The 24,210-nt window shown below is 49.0% G+C and carries 18 protein-coding genes; 5 read left to right on the top strand and 13 right to left on the bottom strand.

The features are described from left to right. Positions 1-24 precede the first annotated feature (24 nt). A complete protein-coding gene (locus tag HRM2_RS00890; RefSeq protein WP_012662557.1) occupies positions 25-714 on the bottom strand; it encodes a CPBP family intramembrane glutamic endopeptidase in 690 nt (229 codons plus the stop codon). A gap of 329 nt (positions 715-1,043) precedes the next feature. Here HRM2_RS00890 and HRM2_RS26450 point away from each other — a divergent pair, with 329 nt between their 5' ends. From HRM2_RS26450 to HRM2_RS26445, 3 genes are all read left to right on the top strand, one after another. Further along, positions 1,044-1,229, top strand: coding sequence for a hypothetical protein (locus HRM2_RS26450; protein WP_148214533.1), 186 nt, complete (start codon positions 1,044-1,046; stop codon positions 1,227-1,229). Positions 1,230-1,238: 9 nt separating this feature from the next. Next, entirely contained in the window at positions 1,239-2,831 is a 1,593-nt protein-coding gene (locus HRM2_RS00885; RefSeq protein WP_012662556.1) for a RecJ-like exonuclease (DnaJ-type Zn finger protein), read from the top strand. 81 nt (positions 2,832-2,912) lie between these two features. Continuing rightward, a complete protein-coding gene (locus HRM2_RS26445) occupies positions 2,913-3,530 on the top strand; it encodes a hypothetical protein (protein WP_012662555.1) in 618 nt (205 codons plus the stop codon). Here HRM2_RS26445 and HRM2_RS00880 read toward each other — a convergent pair. The 11 genes from HRM2_RS00880 to HRM2_RS28015 all read right to left on the bottom strand — a co-directional run bounded on the left by HRM2_RS00880 (position 3,426) and on the right by HRM2_RS28015 (position 19,232). Beyond that, positions 3,426-4,277 carry a phosphoenolpyruvate-utilizing N-terminal domain-containing protein gene (locus HRM2_RS00880; RefSeq protein ID WP_012662554.1) on the bottom strand — a complete coding sequence of 284 codons (852 nt, stop codon included), beginning with the start codon at positions 4,275-4,277 and terminating at the stop codon, positions 3,426-3,428. The genes HRM2_RS26445 and HRM2_RS00880 overlap by 105 nt on opposite strands. 37 nt (positions 4,278-4,314) lie before the next feature. Continuing rightward, positions 4,315-6,762 carry a glycosyltransferase gene (locus tag HRM2_RS00875; RefSeq protein ID WP_012662553.1) on the bottom strand — a complete coding sequence of 816 codons (2,448 nt, stop codon included), beginning with the start codon at positions 6,760-6,762 and terminating at the stop codon, positions 4,315-4,317. A 242-nt stretch (positions 6,763-7,004) separates the two neighbouring features. Beyond that, a complete protein-coding gene (gene phoU, locus HRM2_RS00870; protein WP_232364158.1) occupies positions 7,005-7,676 on the bottom strand; it encodes a phosphate signaling complex protein PhoU in 672 nt (223 codons plus the stop codon). 28 nt (positions 7,677-7,704) lie between these two features. Then, on the bottom strand, positions 7,705-8,619 hold the full coding sequence (gene pstB / locus HRM2_RS00865; protein WP_012662551.1) for a phosphate ABC transporter ATP-binding protein PstB: 915 nt from the start codon (positions 8,617-8,619) through the stop codon (positions 7,705-7,707). Positions 8,620-8,739: 120 nt separating this feature from the next. Further along, a complete protein-coding gene (locus HRM2_RS00860; RefSeq protein WP_012662550.1) occupies positions 8,740-8,994 on the bottom strand; it encodes a PstS family phosphate ABC transporter substrate-binding protein in 255 nt (84 codons plus the stop codon). Between the two features lie 35 nt (positions 8,995-9,029). Then, the gene (locus HRM2_RS00855; protein WP_012662549.1) at positions 9,030-10,748 is read right to left on the bottom strand and encodes an IS1634 family transposase; all 1,719 of its coding nucleotides are present in this window, start codon (positions 10,746-10,748) and stop codon (positions 9,030-9,032) included. A gap of 80 nt (positions 10,749-10,828) precedes the next feature. After that, positions 10,829-11,662, bottom strand: a complete 834-nt coding sequence (locus HRM2_RS00850; RefSeq protein WP_012662548.1) for a substrate-binding domain-containing protein — start codon at positions 11,660-11,662, stop codon at positions 10,829-10,831. A 40-nt stretch (positions 11,663-11,702) separates the two neighbouring features. Continuing rightward, positions 11,703-12,980 (bottom strand): phosphate ABC transporter permease PstA, encoded by a 1,278-nt coding sequence (pstA, locus tag HRM2_RS00845; RefSeq protein WP_012662547.1) that lies wholly within the window; start codon positions 12,978-12,980, stop codon positions 11,703-11,705. Continuing rightward, positions 12,973-14,361 carry a phosphate ABC transporter permease subunit PstC gene (pstC, locus tag HRM2_RS00840; RefSeq protein WP_012662546.1) on the bottom strand — a complete coding sequence of 463 codons (1,389 nt, stop codon included), beginning with the start codon at positions 14,359-14,361 and terminating at the stop codon, positions 12,973-12,975. Before pstC ends, pstA begins: the two co-directional genes overlap by 8 nt. 72 nt (positions 14,362-14,433) lie before the next feature. Next, positions 14,434-16,353, bottom strand: coding sequence for a methyl-accepting chemotaxis protein (locus tag HRM2_RS00835; protein ID WP_012662545.1), 1,920 nt, complete (start codon positions 16,351-16,353; stop codon positions 14,434-14,436). A gap of 101 nt (positions 16,354-16,454) precedes the next feature. Then, positions 16,455-19,232 carry an EAL domain-containing protein gene (locus HRM2_RS28015; RefSeq protein ID WP_012662544.1) on the bottom strand — a complete coding sequence of 926 codons (2,778 nt, stop codon included), beginning with the start codon at positions 19,230-19,232 and terminating at the stop codon, positions 16,455-16,457. 258 nt (positions 19,233-19,490) lie between these two features. On the opposite strand from HRM2_RS28015, the gene HRM2_RS00825 reads away from it, so the two are divergent. Next, a complete protein-coding gene (locus tag HRM2_RS00825) occupies positions 19,491-19,907 on the top strand; it encodes an arsenate reductase ArsC (protein ID WP_012662543.1) in 417 nt (138 codons plus the stop codon). A gap of 59 nt (positions 19,908-19,966) precedes the next feature. Here HRM2_RS00825 and HRM2_RS00820 read toward each other — a convergent pair whose 3' ends face one another. After that, a complete protein-coding gene (locus tag HRM2_RS00820) occupies positions 19,967-22,981 on the bottom strand; it encodes a hypothetical protein (RefSeq protein WP_012662542.1) in 3,015 nt (1,004 codons plus the stop codon). 430 nt (positions 22,982-23,411) lie between these two features. Between HRM2_RS00820 and modA the strand changes: the two genes are divergently transcribed. Then, positions 23,412-24,170 (top strand): molybdate ABC transporter substrate-binding protein, encoded by a 759-nt coding sequence (gene modA, locus HRM2_RS00815; RefSeq protein ID WP_012662541.1) that lies wholly within the window; start codon positions 23,412-23,414, stop codon positions 24,168-24,170. Positions 24,171-24,210 lie beyond the last annotated feature (40 nt).

The following is a 24,210-nucleotide window of genomic DNA, read 5'->3' as shown; positions in this document are numbered from 1 at the left end:
ACAGGGTGAAAAAGCGGTGGGGATTTAAATTACGCCGAGATACATTGCCAGAGCACCGAGCAGGGAATGGGAGAGTGTGATCCCCCAGATATTGTGGCATTTTGTGAATATGACTCCCCATGCCAATCCGCTTATCAATGCAATAATAAGCAATGGCGGGTGTCCGTAAATGACATGGAGAAAGCAAAAGGAAAAGGTGGATACCCGTAAAATCCATCTGTGATCAACGTTTGGAATCCGTTTCATTTCTGCAAAGAGAACGCCTCTGAAAAACAGCTCCTGAACAGGCCCAAGAAAAAAAATATAAAAGATATACATCTGGGAAAGGTGATTATGGGTTACAGGCCTTAAAAAACCGGCTTTATGGGTGATGTACAACCCGATGGCCCCCACAACACAAAATATGAAATTCCAACCCAGGGAACGCATCAGATTGTCGGTTCGAAACCCCAATTCACGGCTGTTGTAGTGCCTGCGGCAGCAAAAACAAATAAACCCTGCCAAAATGCCGAAACATGCATAAAAACGGTATTCAAATGGAATAATTTTCAGCCAGATCAGGGTTACCGGCGTATAAAACATAAACAGCAGTAAAAAGAGGTAATAAAATGGCGCAATATGATAAAATCCATACCGAGAGTTCGAGGCGTTTCTGAATTCTTGAACAGCCTCCATCATTGAGATGGAATTTAAGGTCATGTGTTTTTGATTCATCGATTGCCCTGAATCCCTTTGTTGACAGAATCATGAATAATAAATGCAGGCACTCTAACACAACCTTAATCAAAGCGAAATATTTTCTTAATATTTATAAGGAGATCCGGGGCAGCCCCCCCCCGACGATTCCGTTTTCGTCAGGACAGCCGTCTGGGCGGTATAAAAATTTATGACACCCTTCATAGTCAACAATCAAGGGGCTAACCATCATTGGCGAATGGGTTTTTAAACACGAATGTACTTTTTAACACAATTCTAACAATTATAGGGTATGGTAAGATAAAATTCGTCTAATTTGTCTTGTTTCATATCCCACGACACCCAGTATGGGTAAAGAGCCTGAACTCATGGCCCTGGTACTGGGTTTGTTTACCTACCCCTTAGGTTTTAGTCGGAAAATCCGGCAGGACCCGCAACACTTGAAAATGTGGGCCGGGGATCTAAGCGACTACAATGCCTGTGACTACTTTAACGGGCGCATTCCCCCGGACTTCCGAAAAATGAACAAATGAGGAAAACAGATGAATTTAAAAAAAGAACAAGATGAATCTCAAGACATCAAAGCAATGCAAATCAAAGATATCAATACATCTATACGAAAAGCTAACTTGAAAGGAGTGATTAACAAAATTGTTCAAACCGGTGGACCTACAATCTTCAGCATATCCGATGGAACTGGAAATATTACAATAAAGGATTTTGTTAAACCAGGGCAGCGGGCATACCCGGAGATTGACGAGGGTTCATTTGTTACCGCATTAATCAAGGTGGGTTCATATAAGGGCGTATTGGAAGGTGAAATCAGATCAATTGAAATCCTGAATGAACAAGAAAAAGACCTATTGAAACAGGAAATAAAGAGACTTGAGATAGACGGCATCAAGGTAAAGGATATCGGATTTCTAGTAGACAACAGAATCCTGGATAAACTTAAAAATCGCTTCATTCTGGCTGCACAGCAGATAAAACTTGCCATCGTTCAGGAGCGACCGATTATAGTAAGACATCACAATGACTGTGATGGCTACTCGGCCGGTTTTGCTTTAGAACAGTCGATTGTTCCTTTGATCGTTAAGCAGCATCATACCCCAAAGGCACAGTGGGAGTTTTTTCTGCGGGCTCCCTGCCAGGCTCCGTATTATGAAATAGATGATTCAATCAGGGATACTTCAAACTCGCTTCGTAACGCTGCAAAATTCTCCAATAGAATGCCGCTCATCATTATTGCCGACAATGGCTCGTGCGAGGCCGATTTAATGGCTATCAAACAGGCCCGAATCCACAACATTGAATTTATTGTTGTTGACCATCATGGCTTTGATAAAGATGTGATTTCCCAAGAGGTGCTTACCCATATCAATCCGTTTCTGGTGGGAGAAAACGGCTCTGCCATGTCGGCTGGGATGCTCTGTGTTGAACTTGCCCGATATATCAATAATGATGTCAAGAATATGTCACATATTGCGGCAATGAGTGGATATGCCGACAGGATAGATTTAACTGATGAAAGGGTTGTTTTAAACTATCTATCGATGGCGGAAAAGGAAGGAGATAATCGAGAATTACTCTCTGATATTGGACTTGTTATTGAATATGTATCCTCAAAGGTGAGATTTATGGAGGTGAGGGAATATATTGAGGTGCTCTTTGGAGAACCACGGGACAAACAAACCAAATTGGTATCGCTCATGGCTCCCTACATCCGTGATCTGGACAGAAAAGGTCTTGCTATTGGAAAAGCGGGAGCAATTCAAGAAAAATTCGGCAATCTGGTCCTTCAGACAATCGAGATAGATAAATTCTTTCCCGGCTTTGGTTTTTTCCCAAAGCCGGGGCGGGCGGTTGGGCTGATCCATGACAACTATGTGTTGGAAACCAGTGAAACGGCATTAATAACAGTAGGTATTATGAATACTGCGGTAACCATACGTGCTACAACTGCTGCAAATTTTTCTATTCATTCCCTAAAGGTTTTTTTAATGGAGCAACTTCCTGATTCTTTTGTTGAAGGAGGGGGACACAAGAACGCCGGTGCGTTAAATTTTATTCCTTGTATGAAAAATGATGTGGTTCGGCTACTGAAAGAATTTATTACTCAAAAAAACAAACGATAATGGATAAAAACGATTTACAAAAACCCGGCATCAGCATGACGGGAACTTCTTAAAAGATGTTTGAATACACAAGATAAAGACATGACGCAGACCTCAATGATTCCCAAAAGTATTGCCAAAGATCTTAAGAACAACAACCATCGAATTTTACAAACAGTGCTTTTTCTGTTCTGTTTTATTGTTATTTTGCTGGCATGGATCCTGAGCCTGAACCAGCTGAATAAAAGCAAATCATCTCTTTTGCATGGTTTGAAACAGGAGCAGCAGAACCTGACCAGTATCCTGGCAGAGAATCTATTCCAGGTTCTGGAGCAGAATCACGCCATTGAGGTCTTCGCCCTGGAGCGGCTTTCCGGGAATAAAGCAATCTCCCCCGACGTAATTTCCAGGTTTCTAAACGGTAAAAGGGGGTTCAACCGGATCGTTCTGTATGATTCCTCCGGCAACACATTGTACATGTCGTCCCCCAGTTACAACAATCGACCGACTCGGAATCCCATGGACCATCATATTCGTGAAAGGGTTCAAATCAATAGCCCACGGGTGGTTGCCCTTCCCGCCGTTTCACCGGATGCCACCTGGCAGATCCCCATTTTATTTCCCCTGACAAGGCACGACGGGGTTTGCGGCACCATGCTCCTTGAGCTGGGCATAGGCATCAATGATTTTCCGGGTGGGTTTCCGGAACACCAGCCCTGAATTGCCGTCCAGGATCAAGGGTTCTTCGGGTTTAATGGCATCCAGGGCTGCGGTCACACCGATCACCATGGGGATCTCAAAGGACCTGGCCAGAATCACTGCATGGGATGTCTTTCCGCCCTTGGACAGCACGATCCCCTTCAGGTTCACCTGCTTCAGGGCCACCATATCCACAGGAGAAATATCCGAAGCCACCAGGATCGTTGGCTGCCTGAGCTTTGTTGTAATAGTTCCTTGAAATCCGAACAGGTTATGGAGCACACGCTTGCCGATATCCTCGATATCGGCCCACCTATCCTGGAAATAAGGATCATCAAGCCCCCGGAAAAAATCGACATGTTTTAAAACGATTTTTTTCAGGGAATATTCTGCGGTCAGCCCGTCCTGGATATGGTCTTTCACCTGTTTCATGAATAAATTGTCCTGGAGCACCATCAAATGGGTTTCAAGGATGGCCTTATCCTGGGGAGACAGATCCCGGGCCCCTCCCACAAGGCTTTGCACCTCGGCCTCTGATTTCAGAAATGCCGTCTCAAGACGGGCTATTTCGGTCGGTATATCCTCGCCTGTTTCCTGGGCGACCTGATCGAAACTCACCCGTTTGCCCAGGAAATAGGCCCTGCCTTCTGCAAACCCGCTGGATACCGGATCCCCATGGAGGAGCGTCTTTTTTTCGGATTTCCGGGGATGGGCCGAATCGTTAATCCCCAGGCAGGACTCACCCAACAGGTTTAGCTGTTTGTTCATAATAGAAATGGATCCTTGTTCAAGAGGTTGGTCAGAATTATGCCACGGCCCGGGCAGTCTCGCTTTGCCTGGGAACTTGCAATGGAGGGTAGGCTTCCAGAGGACGAACTTCAGGCTGCTCGCCTTCAAGGATATCGCCCAGGGCCTCGTCCCAGGAGAAGTTGACCCGGATATGTTCTGCTGCATGCATGCCCATGCGGTCAAAGGCCTGGGGGTTGTTCTGCTTCAACTTAACAAGTTCCAGGATCTGACGGCTCCAGGCGCTGGAATCCTTGGTCTGTCGCACAAAACCGGTCTTGCCGTTCACAACGATCTCCTGGGGACCGCCCACATCGGAGACCATGGCGGCAAGGCCGCAGGCCTGGGCCTCGAACACCACCATGCCAAAGGTGTCAGTGGTGCTCGGAAACACGAACAGGTCTGCACAGGTATAAAACTCAAGCATTCTGCCATGGGGGATGCAGCCGGTGAATACCACCCGTTCAAAACCTTGAAGCAGCTGCTTCACCTCCCCAAGGTCGGGACCATCCCCGCAGATCACCAGGTTGACGTCACTTCTAGCCGCTGCAACCTGCCTGTAAATATCCACAAGGAAATAAAGGTTTTTGTCCCGGCTGACCCGGCCCGCCCACAGCAGGGTAAATCCCCGGGGAATCTTATGGAGCCCCATGAATGCCCTTTTCTCCATGTCGGAAAATCGGGGTGGCCGGATATCGATGCCCCGCTTGAGCAGCCTCATCTTGCAGTGGTCGTATCCCTGGGATTCAAGAATCTCCATGTATGCCCTCGTAGGAACCCTGATCTCATCGACACAGGCGTAAAACCACCGGGTGTACTCATTAATGACATCTGCAACGATCTCATCATCGAACATGAACCCGGCCTGGGCGGCAAAATCGGTATGAAAAATCCCAGAAACCGGGACACCCATTAGCTTTGACATGAGAAGGCCGAGAAGGCCCACCGGGCCGGGGGTTGATATGATAATTCGTTCGGGTCTCTGTTTGTAGATCTGTTCAACAGAATTGAGCAGGGAGGGAATGTGCAGGGTATAGCTTGCGTAAAAGTCGGGACTGTGGCAAAAAATCGAGTTAAGGTTCAGGGTGTTGGGCAGCAGATCCCTGGCCTTGTCATCCGGCAGGCAGACAACAAAGGTGGCGTTGCAATCCCGGTCAAGGGCGCTCTGCATGTAGTTGGAAAGGCTCACCGCAACCCCGTTCAGGTCGTTAATGGTGTCGGTGAACCATAGTACCCGGTCCTGTCCATGGCTGCCAGGTCCCACATATTCGTGTTTCAGTGCCGTGATAAGATCCCGGTCAAGGAAGAGATGTTTCAGGGAAGAGAAGAACGGAACCGAAATGAACATCATGGGAAGGGAGGCGCTGATGTTCTTGAACAGCCGTCCTGCATCCCCGTTGCACAGATCCTTGACCATGGACTCCATGACCATGAAGGTGAACCCGTCAAACAAGGTGGCCATGCTCGTATAAATCTTTTCCATACGCGCCTCCACATCCATGGTCCGGTTTCGGGACCAGCTGAGCACGTCGTCAAAGAACCGAAAAATAATCTGATCCCTGGCTTCTTTGCCCCGCTTGATTTTCTGCCGGATAATCCAGTTTTTCACCCTGCGGTCGCTGTCGGAAAACAGGATGCTGCCCACAAACTCCTGGATGCTGTGGGGATCGTTCATAAACCTGGATCCGGAATAATCACAAAAAATCTTGTAGATGGAGAAGGCCAGGCTCTTGTAATCGTTGCTCCTGCCCGAACTAAAGGTGCGCTTCTCCCGGATGCTGTTGATGAAATCGGCCCTGGTGATCCCCCAGGGGGCCGTGGTATAGGTCTGGCCGATGAAAAGGCCAGCATGGTCGTCTGAACCGCCAGTTATCCCTTTTATCCAGGGATCGCTGCCGGCAGGCTCAATTGAGTACCGGTCTGCAAGGACTTCCATGCGATCCGGGGTCAGGCTGTGGAGCACGGCCTGCCATACCTCGTTGTGTAGACTGTTCCTGGCGCCGTTGATCCCTTCAAACACGTCAAAGAGCACCATCAGTTTCTCCAGAACCGCAAGGGTCAGTCTGTTGTTAACGCTGTAGGTGGCATGGGCCACGGAATAGGCCAGGTTTTCCTTTAAAAGGTAATCCCGGAGCAGGTAAATATTGTTTCTTATCCCGTCAATCGCCTTGAACTGATCCCGGGTAAGATCAAACACAAGGATGTGGATCTTGCAGTTGTCTTCGGGGAAATAGGCGGTCACCTCCACACTTAAAAAGGTATCATCAGGATGGGCTTTGACCAGGTTGAGTCCCCCCTCGATGGTGTTGTGATCCGAGACCGTGACAAAGGTCATTCCCTGGTCTTTCGCTTTTTGATATATTGCCTCAACATCGGTGTAGGACTCCCTGGCCCCCACCTTTTTTAAAAACCACTCGGACGGCCTTTTTGACGCCATGGAGTGCACATGCAGATCGGCACAAATCATTGGTCTTCTCCTTGTCTGTTCAAATTCATGGTCATATTCTGCCTTGATAGCAACCCCACCTTATCCGGTCGGCATGAGGATAAAGTTAGGATCGCATTTGAATCAAACAAAAACAGGACGGGCGGATCACCCAGCTCCTGTTTATATGAAACTCCGTCCAAAGCCTTGTCATTGGGGGATTTTCAATGTTCGTTGTGGCCGGATGCCATCCCTCGCTCCGGCCGTGCCGGTTATTCGGTCTTCTATTCATCCAGTTTCATCATGATCTGTTTTAAATTATTCTGGCCGGTGGCAATATAGTAGATATCCTCAGCAATATTGGTGATGTGGTCGCCGATGCGCTCAATGCACCGGGCCATCAAAACGATCTGGGTCCCGTCCTCAAAACTGTCCACGCATGGGCCCTTTGTCTGATCAAACACCAGCCCCATGATCCGTTTAAAGCTCTCATCAATCCCTTCGTCCCGTTTCCACACGGCAGAGGCTTTATCTGCATCCATTGCCAAAAACGCCTCAACGGCCTCCTGGAGCATGCTCCTGCAGTCGGCAGTCATGTCCACGATACGTTTTACAATACCATGGTCCGGTCTTTTCTTTAAAAAAATAACACCCTTGGCAATATTTTCAGCATTATCCCCGATCCGCTCCAGTTCATAGGCGATCTTCATGGCAGCGAGGAAAAAACGCAGGTCGACGGCCATGGGTTGGCGCTTTGCCAGAAACCGGACGGCATGATCTTCAATCAATCGTTCCAGGACATTGACCTTCTCATCGTCCTTGGCCACCTTGCCGGCCAGGCCTTTGTCCATTAGATCAAACGCAATGGCAGCCTTTTCCAGCTGGTTTGAACAGGCCATGGCCAGTCGGTTGATTTCGTCTGAAAGATGCGCTATCTCTTTATCAAATGATTTCACGGTATGATTCAGCATATCCATCCTTAAATTATCCAAATCGTCCAGTAATATAGTCATGGGTTAACTGGTGCAGGGGATTCATAAAGATCTGATTCGTGGTCCCGATCTCAATCAGATCGCCCATGTGAAAGTAAGCGGTCCGCTGAGAAATACGGGACGCCTGCTGCATGGAATGGGTGACAATGGCGATCGAGTAATCCTTGACCAGCTCATCAATCAGGTCTTCAATGATGGCCGTGGCGATGGGATCTAGGGCCGAGCAGGGTTCATCCATCAGTATCACTTCCGGACCCACCGCAATGGTCCGGGCAATACAAAGCCGCTGCTGCTGCCCTCCGGAAAGACCGGTACCCGGCTGTTCTAGGCGGTCCTTGACCTCATTCCACAATCCTGCCCGCTTCAGGGACGTCTCCACCAGTTCATCGGTTTCGGTTTTGTTCTGGACCAGGCCATGAATTTTGGCACCGTAGGCCACATTATCATAAATGGATTTGGGAAAAGGGTTGGGCTTTTGAAAGACCATACCCACCTGGGCCCTCAACGGTACGACATCCACATCCCTATCATAGATATTTTTGCCGTCCAGGGTAATCCGCCCTTCGACCCGGCAGCCGTCAATGGTGTCGTTCATCCGGTTAAGCGTTCGCAAAAAGGTGGATTTTCCGCATCCGGAAGGCCCGATCATGGCGATCACCTCGTTACGGCCAATATCCAGGGTTATATCGTTAATGGCCTTTTTTTCACCGTAATTATAATACACATTGACATGCTCACACCGCATTCTTGGATTGTCCACCGTCTTTTGTCCCACGGTTCTGCGATCGTCTTTAGGAACGAGCCTTGTATTGCCCCGGGAAGGCGTCGCCGAATCGCGTTTTGAATCAGGGGGTTTTTTTTCCGCCCCAAGGCGCCGGGGTAAAACCATTGTTGATTGGTTGTTCATGATTTAAACTCATATTTCAATTAAGAGAATGAAGTGGCTGCCCTCAGGCCCTAAAGGCATCCGGCAGCCACATTGTACGAACAGGAACTGATTTTGTTCAACTTAGTTCATCTGCGGTCCTTAGAAATCAGCTGCCGCCATGGGGACGAGATCAGCAACCGCTTTTACAAACCGGGCTCTTTCTTCCTTTGGCATGGGAATCAGGCCCTTGTCCGTCAGGTATCCTTCATTGCCCCAGGCTTTTTCACTGGTGAACTCTTTGAGAAATTCACGGATGCCCGGGATTTTATCGACATGCTCTTTTTTCACATAAAAAAACAGCGGCCGGGAAACCGGATATGAACTGTCGGCAATGGCATCAAAAGTCGGCTGCACACCATCAATCTTGGGTTTCGCTCATTTTTGTACGCCTAATTTTTTTTTCCGACCACGAAGGAAAGGTCATAGGTTTTTTCTGGCAAATCCAGAAGCGTTAAGATTCTTTTCTGTAAAGCCGTCAATTCTTCAACCACGACACCGGAAATTTTTTCTCCCTTTTCTTCGATCAAAAGGTGAAGGCTGTCAAATTGTGAAAGCAATCGTTCTGCAGTGGGGCGTTTTGTCTTCATTTTTGGATTTCCGGGAACAAGCCCTGCAATAGGTTCATCTGCTTTGGATAACTCCCTGCGGACGACAAATTCCATCAGGGTCAATGCCTGAAGGGCAATGGTCAACATTACCATCAAGCCTTTGATTCTTTTCTGCAGACGTAAAAATAAAGGCAGTACAGGGATATGCCCTTTTTTTAGTCGATGGAAACCCCGTTCTACAAGCCACTCATCCCTGTAGTATTGTGTGCTTTGGTTAAGCGTCATACTGTTTTCGTCAACATTGGTTGCAAAGATCCGCCAACCAGCCAACGCTTTGAATTCTTCAATCGCCTCTTCATTTCGATTTACCATTAAGTCCAAATTCAGGACTTCCACCATTTTGAAAGGGGTGTTTGGCCCTGGGCGTCCTCTACCAATATATTTTTTCTGCAAGGTTACGGAGTCGTTGATTTCAAGATGAAAATAGGCCTCAACGTTACATGCCTGCAATATCTTTTCGGCTTTGAGCTTAAAAGAATCTACGGAGTCGTTGGTCTTTGCCTTAAGTTTAGCCAATTTGCTTTCGGCTTTGTCCAAACGATCTTGAAACGATTTTTTCCGACGCTGCGCATGGCTATTACTCAGGCTAACCATCCATCTTTCCTGCCATCGATGAACTGTTCCGCTTTCGAGCTGTTTTTCCATTTGCTGATTCACGACAAATCCCTTGCCTACCACCCGTTCGTTTTGGTCTTCATCTTTTGGGAGCAACACAATCTCTTGAAAGGCTTGCCCAGGGTTCAAAACCAACTCTTTGATAAGACGGGGAATCTCACCGGTCATTGGTAATGGAAAAAGGTAATATCCTTTTTCATGATCTATTGCAGCACGGGTTTCAAGGGCGGCTGCCTTGCAATCTGCAATATACAAAAAATCAGGGTTGCCGATGGTTTTCACCATACGCTGCCAGGCTGGGAAATAGCAGGGGTCATCAGCACGGTTCCCCGGAAGAGTTTCGCTTAAAATGGGAACCCCAGACGGGTCCAATGTTGCAAGGCCTTGTTTGAATTGAAGAAGATCTGGCCGATGATCTTTGCTGTGACCAAATTCCAAGATACCGTTCTTTCTGCTCTCTGGGTCATGGTACACATTGAAAGCCGTGGTGTCATAGCGAACAATTTTTGTCGGTAACTGGTAAGCACAGATAATGCCTTGCCCCATCTGAATCTGAAACTCTGATATGTATTCGTCGTTTTCTCCAAACACCTGTGCAAGTTTCCCCAGGCGGTCGTCTGTGGCATCTTTTTCACCCACGTTCCAGCCTGTCACACGTTCTATAACTGTTTTATGTTGATTTGCCCAGGATTCCACCCCGTAAAAATGATGGGTCAAGGAATGCAACACATAGGTTACGAACAAAACCGTCAACTGACCATAGCTGAGACCGATCCAGTTACCATGAGCAATAAAAATACTGTCAATTGTTTTTTGAACGTTCATCTTTTCAAGGGTTGCGATGATAAGCGGTATCGTATCGATTCTCTCAATTTTTGGGGCCATCATAAACCTCCAGGTAATGGGTTTTATGATGACCATGACACGGCTGGCCTTAATTGTCCAGTGCAAAGAGCCTCGTTAATTCAAATACCTCTAAAAAATAAGCGAAAGGTCAGATCAATGAAAGAGCCCTGGATTTTATCGGTGTTCTGGTCCAAAAACGAGAACCCAAAAATCCCCAGTGCATCGGGATTGGCTTCGAGTTTCTGAACAATCAGGTTGTCGTTTTCACCGGCTTCGATGTAGGCACCATCTTCTCGAACCGTATGACAAAGTGCTTTGTACGCCTTTTTGTCTGTTTTAGCCATGGCTTTAATCCAACCGAATTCTTCAGCACCGGCTTCCATGACCAGCTCAACAAATGCATCCCGGGTACCGGATGTGGGCGGAGGACCCAAGACTTCGATTTTAACATCAGGCAGAGAGGGGTTTACATCTTTCCATGTTTTGTAGGGGTTGGGCTGGGTGTTGCCGGCAATATTGTCCGTTGAGGGAACCGTTTTGGCCAGGGCCAGGAACAGATCCCTGCGGGTCAGTTTAAACGGGGCGGCTTGCTTGGAGTTGGCCACAACAATGCCGTCATAACCAATTTTTACCTCTACAATTCTGATGCCGTTTTTCGTCGCTTTTTCAAACTCGGATTTTTTAATTCTTCTGGAAGAATTCGTGATGTCCGGATGCTGGACCCCGACACCTGCACCGAACAGTTTGTGTCCTCCGCCGGATCCGGTGGATTCAATTTTCGGGGTCTTAAACTTGGTGGATTTACCAAATCTTTCGGCAACAACCGTCGCAAACGGATAAACGGTTGAAGAGCCGACAATCGAGATATAATCCCTGGAAGCGTCGGCAAATGACGGACCTGCAACCCCGGCAACAAAGGCCAGGGCAAAAATAGTGAGCAATGCTTTTTTCATTTTTTCTCCTGTTTTTTTAGTAGCTTGCAACTAATTATACCTACCAGCGTCTTTCAAATTTCTTTCTTAATATGACAGCAGCGGCATTCATGGTGATCAGAAATAGCAGCAACACCATGATGGCGGCTGATGTCCGCTCCAGAAACGCCCGTTCCGGGCTGTCTGCCCACAGGAAGATCTGAACCGGTAAAACCGTAGATGGATCGGAAAATCCGCCCGGTATATCGACAATAAACGCGACCATGCCGATCATCAGCAACGGTGCGGTTTCTCCAAGGGCCTGGGCCATACCGATAATGGTACCGGTCAACATTCCGGGCATGGCAAGGGGCAGCACATGGTGGGTTACCATCTGGATTTTGGAGGCTCCCACCCCCAATGCAGCCTCACGAATCGACGGTGGTACCGATTTCAACGAAGCCCGACCGGCGATAATAATGGTCGGCAACGTCATGAGCGTCAGAACAAATCCACCCACCATGGGAGACGATCTGGGCAGTCCGAAAAAATTCAGGAATACGGCCAGGCCCAGAAGGCCGAAAACAATGGAAGGAACGGCTGCGAGATTATTGATGTTGACCTCAATGAAATCCGTCCATCTGTTTGTCGGGGCAAACTCTTCAAGGTAGACCGCTGATGCCACACCAATGGGAAAGGAGAGTATCAGGGTGACAAGGAGGGTAAAAAAAGAACCGCAGGCTGCCCCCCAGATTCCGGCAAGCTCCGGCTCCCTTGAATCACCTGCCGTGAAGAATGTTTTATTGAAACGCTTTTTGATCCGGTTCTTTTCAACAAGGGTGTCGATCCAGGTGATCTGGGCATCATTCAACCTGCGATCACCTTCCGGCACATCCCGCCGGATGTGGCCCTTCATGAACATGTCCGTATCATCATCGGCCGGTACCCACAAAGAAATGGTGCCGCCGATCCCTTCAGGATGTTTTCTGACATAATTGAGCAGATCATAGGAGGCGCCGGAGCTGACCATTGAGTAGAGTTTTTTCTTTTCCCTCCGCTCTTTGACCTGGGGAAACATTTCCCGCAATGACTTCTTGACCATGCCCTGATAATCGGCCGTGGCCAGGTTTGATTCGTCAATTTCCCCAGGATCCAGGAAAACATCAATGTTGATGTAGGTCTGCTGAAAAGCCGTATATCCATTGGCAACGATACTGACAAATAGAACCCCCAGGCAGAGCAGGCTGAGGATGATGGCACAGAGGCCGTATCGACGGAACCGTTTTTCCGCCCCATATCTTTTTTCCAGCCCCTGATTGACAATATCCATGGTTCTTTTGCTGTTATTGTTGTTATTCATATTGCTCCCTGTATTTTCGAACCACATAAAGTGCAATCACATTGAGAATCAGTGTGACAACAAACAGCATCAGACCCAGGGCAAATGCTGCAAGGGTTTTGGGACTGTCAAATTCCTGGTCTCCCACCAGCAGGGTCACAATCTGAACGGTGACGGTGGTCACGGTTTTCAAAGGATTGACGGTCAGGTTGGCCGAAAGTCCGGCTGCCATGACCACGATCATGGTTTCGCCGATGGCCCGGGAAACCGCCAGCAGCACCCCGCCCACAATACCGGGCAGTGCTGCCGGCATAATCACCTGGCGGATGGTTTCCGACTGGGTGGATCCAAGGGCGTAGGCCCCGTCCCTCAGACTCTGGGGGACCGCATTGATGACGTCATCGGACAGGGAAGAGACAAAGGGTATGATCATCACACCCATGACAAGACCCGCTGCCAGGGCACTTTCACTGGAAACATCCAGGCCGATCATTGCCCCGGTATTTCGTATGAATGGTGCCACCACAAGCGCTGCAAAAAAACCGTAAACAACGGTTGGAATTCCGGCCAGTATTTCAAGCATGGGTTTGGCCACTGCCCTGAACGTCTTGTTGGCATATTCTGAAAGATAGATGGCGGACATCAGCCCCACAGGTACGGCCACAGACATTGCAATGGCGGAGATGAGCATCGTTCCCGCGAATACAGGAATGACGCCAAACGCACCCGAAGAACCGACCTGGTCCGCCCGGATGGCCATCTGGGGGCTCCACTCAAGGCCGAACAGAAATTCTGTCAGCGGGATTACCTTGAAAAACCGAATGGCCTCGTAAAGTACGGACAGGACAATCCCGATGGTGGTAAAAATGGCAATGGTGGAACAGGCGATCAGGAAATACTTTATGATCCGTTCAACCTGATTCCTGGCCCTCAGGGACGGTTTGATCATCCGCCGGACCACGAGGCCTCCCCCAATTGCAAACACAACGGCAATCACGGTCAATGCCATGTGGCTGATACTGACCAGCCGTCTGTAATGATCTGCAGCATCCTGAAGATCGGCGCTCACCTTTCCCGAAACGATATTCCCGTAGACCAGGTTCTTGATGTCGTTAACGATCAGATTCAACCGGTCCAGGGGGAGGTCTCGAAAGGTTTCAGGAAGGCTGGTCAACACCATGTCTGTTATGATGCTGGATTCAAACCCCAACCAGAAGGCAAACACCAGTACAGCCGGCAGGCCGCACCACAATGCGGTCAGGGCGCCGTAGTATCCGGGTCTTGAATGGAGCATCCGGGGACCGCCTGCTGTCTTTACAACGGCAAAGGCGCGTTTTTTGCCCAGCCAGAATGCCATGGTTGAAATCAACAGTAAAAGGATCAATAGATTTGCGGGTGTCAAATTAACCTCTTGAGTCATTTAAATTCATTGTTTATCGGCGAGTCCCTTCTCCGACCCTTTCCAACTTGTTGTTCAAGCTGCATCCGGACAGCTTTTCGGCACGGTGTTCCCACTGAATTGTAGCGGTTCCTGGACCGGATCCCCACCGGAATGTCCGGCCCTGTCCGCCTGGTCGAACCGGGCCAGTTTACTGCTGGTATCCATGAGCAGGCTTTCCAGCTCCAGGGCAATGGTTTCAGACTGGGACTGAACGTCAGCGGCAAATCGACTGGTGGCCTGGGCCGTATCCCGGATTTCTGAAATCCTGTCGGACACATCCTTGATCTCCACGGAGGTGGCCTGGGCGTTGCCGGCGATTTCTTCGGTAACAGCTCCCTGCTCCTCCACAGAGGCGGAAATCTGTTGGCTGGCCCCCATGAGCAGCACGATCCCTTCCTCAATTCGAGTCGTATAGCCCACCATCGTCTGGGTGGCCGACTGAATCGAATCGATCTTGCGGGCAATGTCCTGGTTGGCCTCTTCGGTCTGCTCGCTGAGTGCTCTGACTTCCTTTGCCACAACGGCAAACCCTTTTCCTGCCTCCCCGGCCCTGGCGGCCTCGATACGGGCGTTCAATGCCAGCAGCTTGGTTTTTCCGGCAATATGCCGGACAATATTCACAATCTCATTGATTTCATTGGATGCCTGGGCCAACCGGTTGATATCATCCCGGGTGATCTGAACCATATCATTGATACCGTTGACCTGGTCGTTCTGCATGTTCAACTGCTGACCGATCTCCCTGACCACCTGGCTGAGCTGCCCGGTGGATTCCGATACCGAATCGGTCTGCTGGACTGTTTTGACAACGGATTTTGTTGCAATGAGGATCTGCTGCTCGGTGTCCTCTGCCAGGGCCGAAAGTTCGGACGCTTCGTCTTTCATGGTATCTGCTTTCCTGCGCAGGGAGAATATCAGCCCGGACATGCGGTTGATCAATTTAGAGATGACCTGCCGGTCTTGTTTTTTGCGTTCATCTTCAAACCGGAGGTTGACCAGGGCACCCTGAAAACCGACCAGGGCACCGGCCAGCATGCCGATGCGGTCTTTTCGATTTTCATAGGGGATGGATACGGTCTCACCTTTATTGATCCGGTCAATGGCCTTTGTCAGCTTGCGCAACGGGATTTCAACAATATACCAGGCCAGGGCATAGAGCAGTATAATATTGGCCAGAATGGCGGCACCGGCGATCCGACGATTGGTCGCCTGGCGTTCGTTCTGATATTCGATCAGCTGCTGTCGCTTTTTTTCAATCTCCTCCACCTTGTAAAGGATCTCGTTCCGTGCGGTTTCAGCTGCAATGGCTTCATCCGCCAAAAGACTTTTCAGTGCGAGGATCTTGTTTCTAAGGGCATCCCCGTCATCCGAAATATTGATGGCCTCTAGGATAAACCCATTGATGGCATCATAATCCTTAACAGGATCAGCTGTTTTAATGTCAATGCGCTGAACAGCATCGGAAAATTCTTTGTCCGCCTTTAAAAGGCCTCTAAAGACCACCACAGAATCATCCAGGTTTTGAACCACAAATTTCCCCTTTGAAATATCCCGCCGCTGGGACCGGTTGAAAAACGGTTTGTAATTGTTTCGCCCCTCAATGACCCCATCGGCTGCCACGGTATAATGTCCCTGAATCCATTCCATGATTGAATTTGCAGAATCGACCTCAAGCCGTTTCGGGATTTCAAGGTATTTTCCCTGCAGATCAAAGATGGTGGTCCTCAGGTTTTGATTCATGTCCGAATTGATCTCCAGCAGAAGATTTGTTTGTTCACCGATCTGGAAAGACATTCTGTAGTTCATGTATACGAGCAGGCCGATACACAGATTTGAAATCAGCCCGACCCCTATCATTAATTTCACCCCCACCGTCAGCCATGTGCTCTTTTCAGTCGTAACGCCGGGTTTGACGAATTCATTTTCAGAATCAACCGTTGAGACCAGATTCATTGTTTTATCCTTATGATTCATTCCAAAAGGTCTTCCATCCAATTATGTTCAATACTAACAATGAATAATTAGAGTGGTGTTAGAATATGATGAGACTGAAGTTAGCCGGCCTTTAATAAAATGGATTCCTGCTCAAGAAAGCCCATAAAATCTTCATAAGGCATGGGCCGGGCATATAAAAAACCTTGGACCATGTCACACCCCTGGGCCACAAGGAAATCCATCTGGGTAGGGGTTTCCACCCCTTCGGCAATGGTCTTCAGGGACATGGCCTTTGCCATGGCAAGGGCAGCCTTGACAATGGCCCTGTTTGAATTCTGGTTTTCAATGCCGCTGATCAGGGAACGGTCCAGCTTCAAGGTGGTCAGGGGCAGATTTTTAATGGAGTTAAGCGAGGAATACCCGGTGCCGAAATCATCCAGTTCCACGCTCAGCCCCATCAGCCTTAACTCGTTTAAAATCATTCTTCCCCTTTCCATGTCCTGTATCAAACAGGTTTCGGTAAGTTCGAACTTCAGGCGGCTGGGATCAATACCGGCCCGGTTCAGAATCCCTTTCATTTTATCAAGGAAACGCTCATCCACAAACTGCCTGGCACTGATGTTTACGCCAATGGCAAATTCTTTGGGAAGGTCATAACGGCCCAGGTCCTTTATGTACTGGCATGCCTTTTCCATCACCCATTCCCCCAGGAGAAGAATAAGGTCCGTACTCTCTGCAATGGGGATAAATAATTCCGGTGAAACAGGGGGCTTGCCCCGGGGCATCCAGCGCAAAAGGGCCTCGGCACCGCAGATTTTCCCGTTGTTCAGGAACTGGGGTTGAAGAAAAAGGAAAAACTCTTTCTTGCCCAGACCGGTCTGCATATCAAGTGCCATGGCGGCTCTGGTGTCCACCATGGCCTGGCGAGCCTCGCTATAGAAGCAGACCCGGTTCCGTCCCCTGTCCTTTGCCTCGTACATGGCCACATCTGCCCGTTTAAGCACTTCGCCCTCGCCGGCATCCCCGGACTGGAAAAGGGAAACACCAATGGAGGCGCTGCTGTGGTGTAAATGGTGTTCACGACCAAGAAGATATGCCTGGTTCAGCATGCCCTTGATCTTCTCGGCAATGGCCATGGCCTTTTCATGCCCGACCTTTTCATCCTGTCCCAGCCATTCCAGCAGCACAACGAATTCGTCACCACCCAGGCGGGCCACCGTATCTGTTTCCCTGACACAGGCCTGGAGCCGTTTGGCCACCTCCACAAGCAGGGCATCACCCACATTGTGCCCCTTGGTATCGTTCAGGCTTTTGAAATTATCCATATCAAGCATGAGCACGGCGCCGCAGTTCTTTTTTCTGCGGGATATGGCAATGGCATGGCCCAGGCGATCCATGAGCAGCCGCCGGTTGGCCAGGCCGGTCAGGGCATCGTACAGGGCAAGCTTTTTGATCTGGTCTTCCGAGGCTTTACGCTCGGTGACATCCCAGATATACCCGTACCACAGGGTTCCGCCGTCTGTCATCCGCTCGGGTGTGGCATGGCCTTCCAGCCAGATTAGTCCTCGTTCAGGATGAAGGATTCGAAACTGGGATTTCCAGGTTTCAAGGGTCTGGGTTGACTGATTAACACGCTCCGTTACCCGTTCAACGTCCTGTTCATGGATGCGATCCAGCAGGACACCTGCCTCCTGTTCCATTGCCTTGGACGTTATTCCGCAGGCCTGGTAAACCCCGCTGCTGACATAGGAAAAATGATAACGGCCCCGGGTATCCAGTTGACACTGGAAAATAAACCCCGGGATATGCCCGGACAATTTTTCAAGTTTGGCGGAAAGTTCCTTGCGCTCGGTGATATCCTGGACCGCACCGGACACTTTTTCAACCCGGCCATCCCTGCCCTTTACCGATGCGGCATGCTGGTAAACCAGGCGTTCAACACCGTCCTGACCTTTGATCCGGTATTCAAGGCTTAACGCCCCTTGTTTTTCCACAAGGGAGCGAAGGCTCTTAGTCACCATGCCCCGATCTTCAGGATGAACCTGTTTGAGCACCGCCTTCCAGGTCAGCTCAACATCGTTCCGGCACATCCCGCAGATCTCGTATATCTGGTCGGAGCAGGTAAACTTACCGGTCCTTGTGTCCAGTTCCCAGTCCCCAACCAGGGCAAGTTTCTGGGCAGCCAATAGCCGTTTACGGGTTTTGGTCATTTCTTTTACTGAAGATTCAAGGGAAAACAATGCCCTTTGAACCTGGCCCTCCAGGGGACGGAAGATAAACCCCAATTCAAGCAAAAGAGCGGCAATGGCTGCCAGCCATATAATCAGTTCAAATCTCTCTATTTTGACAATGGCATCCCGGCTGATGTTTTCATATTCATCAACCGCAGCGTCCAGGAGGGGTTCCAGCACATGGGGACCGTAGGTGATCAGAAAAAGATAAGGGGCGGATCCCGTATGGAGCGCCTCCATATCCGTATCATAAACCTGGCGGGCACGCTCCAGGAAACTGCCCAGGGCCGACTCCAGTCCGACCATGGGATCATCATAAATAATCAGCAGTTTATTATTGACCAGCTTTGGAATATTATTTTCTGGATCTCCCTGCCTCAGTGTCTTGTGTGCGGCTTGCATCTTATTCATGCTCCTGCCCACCTGTGCCTGGGCCTGTTTGAACTCCTCCTCATCTTCAGTGGCGGCCATCAGGCTTGCAAAATATGCGATTCGGTTGGTCAGTCCGGCCTGGTGCCCGGCAAGATTGACAATCTTTGAAAAATCCCGCTGTTTTGATACCACCTGCTGCATGGTTACAAAAGAGGCAGTCACAAGAAGAGCGATGGCGCTAAGGCCGATCAGGTAACGCAGGCGCAGGTTTTGGACCGTACTCAGGTTCATCATGATATTCCGATCCTTAATTCATCAACATTAAGCCCGATATGTTCAGGCAGTGTTTCCCGCAACAACGGGTAGACCGCTTTGTCTTGGAGACAGGACCGTTAGTACCATTGAATTGTTAGGCGATTATGAATCCAAAAAATAAATTTTTTTTAATTAAGGGGTAATGTCTTTCTAATAAAATACAAATGAACTTCGTGCACTCTTCTACTCTTAAGTCATGGTTGTTTTAATACAAACCCTTAAGGTGCTGGAGGGAATATGAATAAAGTACTGTTCATCTGTGGTAAGAACAGTGGGAGAAGTCAGATGGCGGAAGCCTATCTGAATCAACTGGGCGGCAATGACTACGAGGTCAAAAGTGCAGGGTTAGAACCTGCTGAATCGGTTAATCCCCTTGTGATTGCCGTCATGAAGGAAGAGGGGATTGATCTTGCCCATAAAATCCCCCGGAGCGTTTTTGAACTTTTTAAAAGAGGGGAACTGTTTTCCCATGTTGTCACAGTTTGCGATTCGGAAACCGATGCAAAGTGTCCCGTGTTTCCCGGCATTGCCCATCGACTCAACTGGCCATTTCCCGATCCTGAATATGTAACCGGGTCCGACGGGGAGAAACTGGAGCAGGTAAGGGCCATCAGGGATCGAATCAAAGCGTCAATTATCGAATTTATCGCCTGAACGATTTTTGATTCATCCGCCACAATGGAAATAAGACGATCCAGACAATCCGGCCGGATTTATTCCTCAAGGCCCCTTATTGCCACCAGATACTCCTGGTATCCCATGAGGTAGAACGACAGCGGCTTTGAAAAGTTCCGGCCCAGGATACCATCCACAAAAAGCCGACTGATGTGCTGTTCCTGTTCCAGTATCCCCTGGGCAAGAATGAAAATCCGCCGCTCCTCCGGGGTGAACCTTGCGACCATTTCCCGGGCCGTGATCCTTGCCCTTGGCTGGTACATCCAGAAATAGAGCATATCAAGGGCGTTAATGATGAGCACGTTGATAAGATCCCGCACTTCACCGTTGGTCGAGTTGATCAATTTTTCAGGATCTTGAAGAATCGTCAGTTCACAGGTGTCTGGAAACAGCAGTTCCAGCCTGGAATAGGAGTCAAACAGTTCCCGGAACTTCTTTTTGTAATCCCGGGTTCGCAGGGCCACGTTGTGGAACCGGTCTGCACTGCCTTCAATGATCCCGGCCACAACATCGGATGCCGCCTTGGAGATTATAGCCGCCCACTTCTGGAGAACGGCGTCAATGGCCACAATTCCGGATGCCCCGAGGATGCCGCCGATCGAGGCACTCAAAACAATGGCAATGGGTATGGAGAAAATGCTCCTGAAAAAGTTACCCATAATCGCAGCCCGGGGAAGTCCCCGAAAGGCGTTGTGGGTGGAAAGATAGATGCCGTTGGCAAGGGCCATGATGGCATACAGGGCCATGGGGTTGGTTGCCACATTAATGCCAAATCCCTTGTTCAGGAGAAGGGTTTTCACAAAATAATCAAGAAGAGGCACGGAAAAACCGGTAAACAACAGGGAATCGGTCATCCTGTCCCAGCTCACATAGTCGTTCCAGCGAAGCAGGTGGGAGCGGTTGATGCCGCCGCCACCAAGCACCGACTGGATGATATTCCTCAGCCCTGTGATCCCAAACCAGATAAAGGCACCGAAATAGGCCAGAAACCACCAGTCCTTTGTCAGGATAAAACAGGCAAAAGCCGGGACAAATCCAATGAATACCTTGAGGGTGTTCTTGAGCCTGGAATTCAAATTGTCCCAGGATTGGTCGTAGGGTTTTTCCTCTTTTGTGGCCTCAACGTCAAGGCTCAGGCCGTTGGAGATCTCCTTTTGAATGCCTCCCAGGGTGACAATGTTGCCCTGGGGCGTCATGCGTGCCGAGTACTCTTCAACAACCCAGTCTGATTTTTTCTTTGCCCCCAGACGTTCCAGTCCCGGGAACTTTCTAAGCCATTTTACAAGGGCACCGGCAGTTGCAGAGGGAATTGTGGTGACCCTGAGGCAGGTCTGCATATTAAAGGGAATGATCAGCCTTGAACACCCTTTCCGACTGACCTCACGCCTGGCCTGGCGGGGCAAGGTGTCGATGATGCCAAGGCCCATGCCATAGGCCTGGAGGGAGCGGCCCGTGGAGTCACTGCCGATCCTTGATCGCAGGCGGGTCGTTCGGTACATGGTCCTGAACGTATAGATATCGTGGAGAATGCCAACAAGCTTCCGGGTTCTATCGCTCTCATCCTTGTGTCCCCGGCTCTTCATCTGGCCGATAATCTGGCGGACAATCCTTTTAAGCTTCAGGAGGCTTGCCTCGTTAATGGCTTGCTGGAGCTCGCTGATGGCCGGAATCTGGTCTGTTTTTCCCGTTGTATAGGCCTTGAGGTTAAAAATTTCAAGCCTGGTGATGAGTCCATCGCTGTCATAGAGAAGTTCCAGCACATCTTCAACATTCATATTGTCAAGGTTAAGGGTGATTCTAAAGCTTGGGAGGAGCGTGACAATCTCGTCAAGGAGTCTGTTAAATCCCAATTTAAGCCTGGGCGGTATTTCAGAATCATCCACGTTGTCATTGACGGTCATGGGATCTGGAATTTCTGGAAAATTTTCTGGCTGCAGGTAGCCATCCACAATGTCACCGGTGGAGAGCTGGTCCACGGCCTTGATAAGGGCCTTTATTTCCTGTTTTGCATTGTCATCAGCCGTTGCATAGGTGTGGCTGATCTCCTTGAGCCTCAACTTCATCAAACGGATAAGGTGGAGATGGATATACTCGCCAAGGTGGAGAATCGACGCCTGACCCGGTGCCACAAATTTGAGAAATTTATCAGCATCCAGTGGCTCCAGCTCAACCCCAAAGGCCTGATTCAAAATGATTCGCTGTTTGTCGTTGAATGCGGCAAGGACCTTGAGGATATAGGCAGTCTTGTACTTGAGCACCTCTTTGCCCTGGTCCATGAATTCGATCACATGGGGTTCGGCCAGAAAGCATAGAAACGTCTGGATATCGGGCAATCCCCTGGAAACCCATATAAACGAGATGTAGCGATCCCTGAACCTTGCGGCAAATTCAATGCCGATGCGAAGGTCAATATCCATAATATCGGCAGCCTCAATGAGTTCGGCCGCAAACCTGGGTTCAATATAATGGTAGTAGATCACCCGCAGTCGTCGTATTCCCTTGATCCATGCGTCCATGATCAAATGGGTAGGCGATTTTCGACCCTTTGTGTTGGCGTCGTGGACATGGTCATCAAAGGTGACCTGATTCCACTCTTCAGGCATTTCAAGGAGGTGGTGGGCCTTGAGTTGACGTCGGATCAGCCTTGGTTTTCCAGAGGCTGTGGTTCGAAAGGCATGGGCAAGTTCAAGTTGTTTGAACTTATCTCCCCTGGCCCTGACCAGGTCCTTCATAATCTGGAGAAGTACCCGGGCCGTATTTTTGGGCAGGACACCTTCAGCCGTGTTGAGGATCTCGTCCTTCAATCCCCTCAACGCCTGGAGCCTGTACTCCTCATCCCCGCGCTCCATGGATTCCAGAAGATGGACAACCGAGTTTGCAATCCGAAGTCCCTTGGACTCGGACAGCTCCTTGATACCAAAGGGGTGAAAAAACGGGTAATAGAGCTTTTCCGTGTACCCAAGGGCACTGCCCTCATCGTAAACCGCATTGACTATCTTGATAAGGTCCTGATCTCTTTTATCAAAAAAGAGCCGCTTTGTTTCAAAACCCATTGTCAGAACATTTCTCCTACGTATTAACCGAGTACGATCCTAACATTAAATTAACAATAGACAAGCTTCATGGGTACTTGAGTCAGCTTGGATTGTCAAGGGGATGTGATTGGACTGCCAGGGCCAACGCATATAAATACTCTGAAGTGCCTATAGCCCTGGCGGGGTCAAAGATCACCCGAACACGACTTTTTCCAGATATTTTGTATCCATAGCAGCATTCAGCCTTTTTGTTTTCACACTTCCTTCCTGATGCTGTTCAATCGATCAGGCCTTGTTGCATATGGTAATAAATGGATATCATATTCCATTAGTATGCATGAGTATCACCAAAATTTTCTTGACACGCCAAATACAAACCAATATGACACAAATGTTTTCAAAAAAGAGAATGAAATGGGAAAAAGCAAGTTTAATTTAGGAGAATGAAATGAACAAAGCTATTTCGATATCAATCCTTCTGCTGATCCTTGTCGGGAATAGCTATGCAGCAGATTTAATAGTTTTTAGTGGTACGGGTCTTATCAAGCCAATGGAAGAGATGCGTAAAAATTATGAAACCCAGAAGAAAATACAGGTCGATATTCATTACGGCAGTTCAGGCGAAATCTTCGGGATGATTGCCGCAGGTCAACCATGCGATGTATTGATCCCCGGTGCTGCAAAGTATACCCAGGACGCATTGAAAAATGGATGGGTTATTCAGGATACCATCCGTAACCTGATCCTTCATGTACCGGTCATCGCTGTGCCCAAAGGAAATCCATCTGATATCAGAAGATTAGAAGATTTAGCCCGGCCGGGGGTTAAGGTGGCCATTGGTGATCCCAAGGCCCCTGCTATTGGCAGGGTGGCAAAGAAGATGCTGAAAAACGCCGGATTATGGGAGAAAGTTCAACCCAATATCAAGGTGTATGCCCCGACAGTTAATCAATTATTGATCTACGTTGCCTTGAACCAGGTTGATGCTTCATTGATCTGGGAGGATTTAACAGTCTGGGCAGAGGGAAAAGGGAAAATCGAGGTTGTGCCCATTGAAGCAAAATACAACATGATTAAAACCATTCCAACAGCTGTATGCTCCAAGGCTCAGCACATGGAAACTGCCATGGATTTTAATGCCTATGTGGCATCCGATGAAGGCTTTCAAATCTGGAAAAAATGGGGTTTCAAACCTTGCGACGAATAAATTATTTTCGCCTTTCATTTATCCTTATTTCTCAATTCAT

Origin of the sequence: Desulforapulum autotrophicum HRM2 (assembly GCF_000020365.1) — a bacterium.
In the GTDB taxonomy this organism is placed as follows: domain Bacteria; phylum Desulfobacterota; class Desulfobacteria; order Desulfobacterales; family Desulfobacteraceae; genus Desulforapulum; species Desulforapulum autotrophicum.
The sequence above is the reverse complement of the archived record's forward strand: the minus strand, read 5'-3'. Positions and strand labels throughout refer to the sequence as shown.

Coding starts and splice junctions, on each gene's coding strand:
- HRM2_RS00890 (WP_012662557.1), bottom strand. CDS start 714: ATGAATCAAAAACACATGACCTTAAATTCCATCTCAATGATGGAGGCT.
- HRM2_RS26450 (WP_148214533.1), top strand. CDS start 1,044: ATGGGTAAAGAGCCTGAACTCATGGCCCTGGTACTGGGTTTGTTTACC.
- HRM2_RS00885 (WP_012662556.1), top strand. CDS start 1,239: ATGAATTTAAAAAAAGAACAAGATGAATCTCAAGACATCAAAGCAATG.
- HRM2_RS26445 (WP_012662555.1), top strand. CDS start 2,913: ATGACGCAGACCTCAATGATTCCCAAAAGTATTGCCAAAGATCTTAAG.
- HRM2_RS00880 (WP_012662554.1), bottom strand. CDS start 4,277: ATGAACAAACAGCTAAACCTGTTGGGTGAGTCCTGCCTGGGGATTAAC.
- HRM2_RS00875 (WP_012662553.1), bottom strand. CDS start 6,762: ATGATTTGTGCCGATCTGCATGTGCACTCCATGGCGTCAAAAAGGCCG.
- pstB (WP_012662551.1), bottom strand. CDS start 8,619: ATGAACAACCAATCAACAATGGTTTTACCCCGGCGCCTTGGGGCGGAA.
- HRM2_RS00855 (WP_012662549.1), bottom strand. CDS start 10,748: ATGGCCCCAAAAATTGAGAGAATCGATACGATACCGCTTATCATCGCA.
- HRM2_RS00850 (WP_012662548.1), bottom strand. CDS start 11,662: ATGAAAAAAGCATTGCTCACTATTTTTGCCCTGGCCTTTGTTGCCGGG.
- pstA (WP_012662547.1), bottom strand. CDS start 12,980: ATGAATAACAACAATAACAGCAAAAGAACCATGGATATTGTCAATCAG.
- HRM2_RS00835 (WP_012662545.1), bottom strand. CDS start 16,353: ATGAATCTGGTCTCAACGGTTGATTCTGAAAATGAATTCGTCAAACCC.
- HRM2_RS28015 (WP_012662544.1), bottom strand. CDS start 19,232: ATGATGAACCTGAGTACGGTCCAAAACCTGCGCCTGCGTTACCTGATC.
- HRM2_RS00825 (WP_012662543.1), top strand. CDS start 19,491: ATGAATAAAGTACTGTTCATCTGTGGTAAGAACAGTGGGAGAAGTCAG.
- HRM2_RS00820 (WP_012662542.1), bottom strand. CDS start 22,981: ATGGGTTTTGAAACAAAGCGGCTCTTTTTTGATAAAAGAGATCAGGAC.
- modA (WP_012662541.1), top strand. CDS start 23,412: ATGAACAAAGCTATTTCGATATCAATCCTTCTGCTGATCCTTGTCGGG.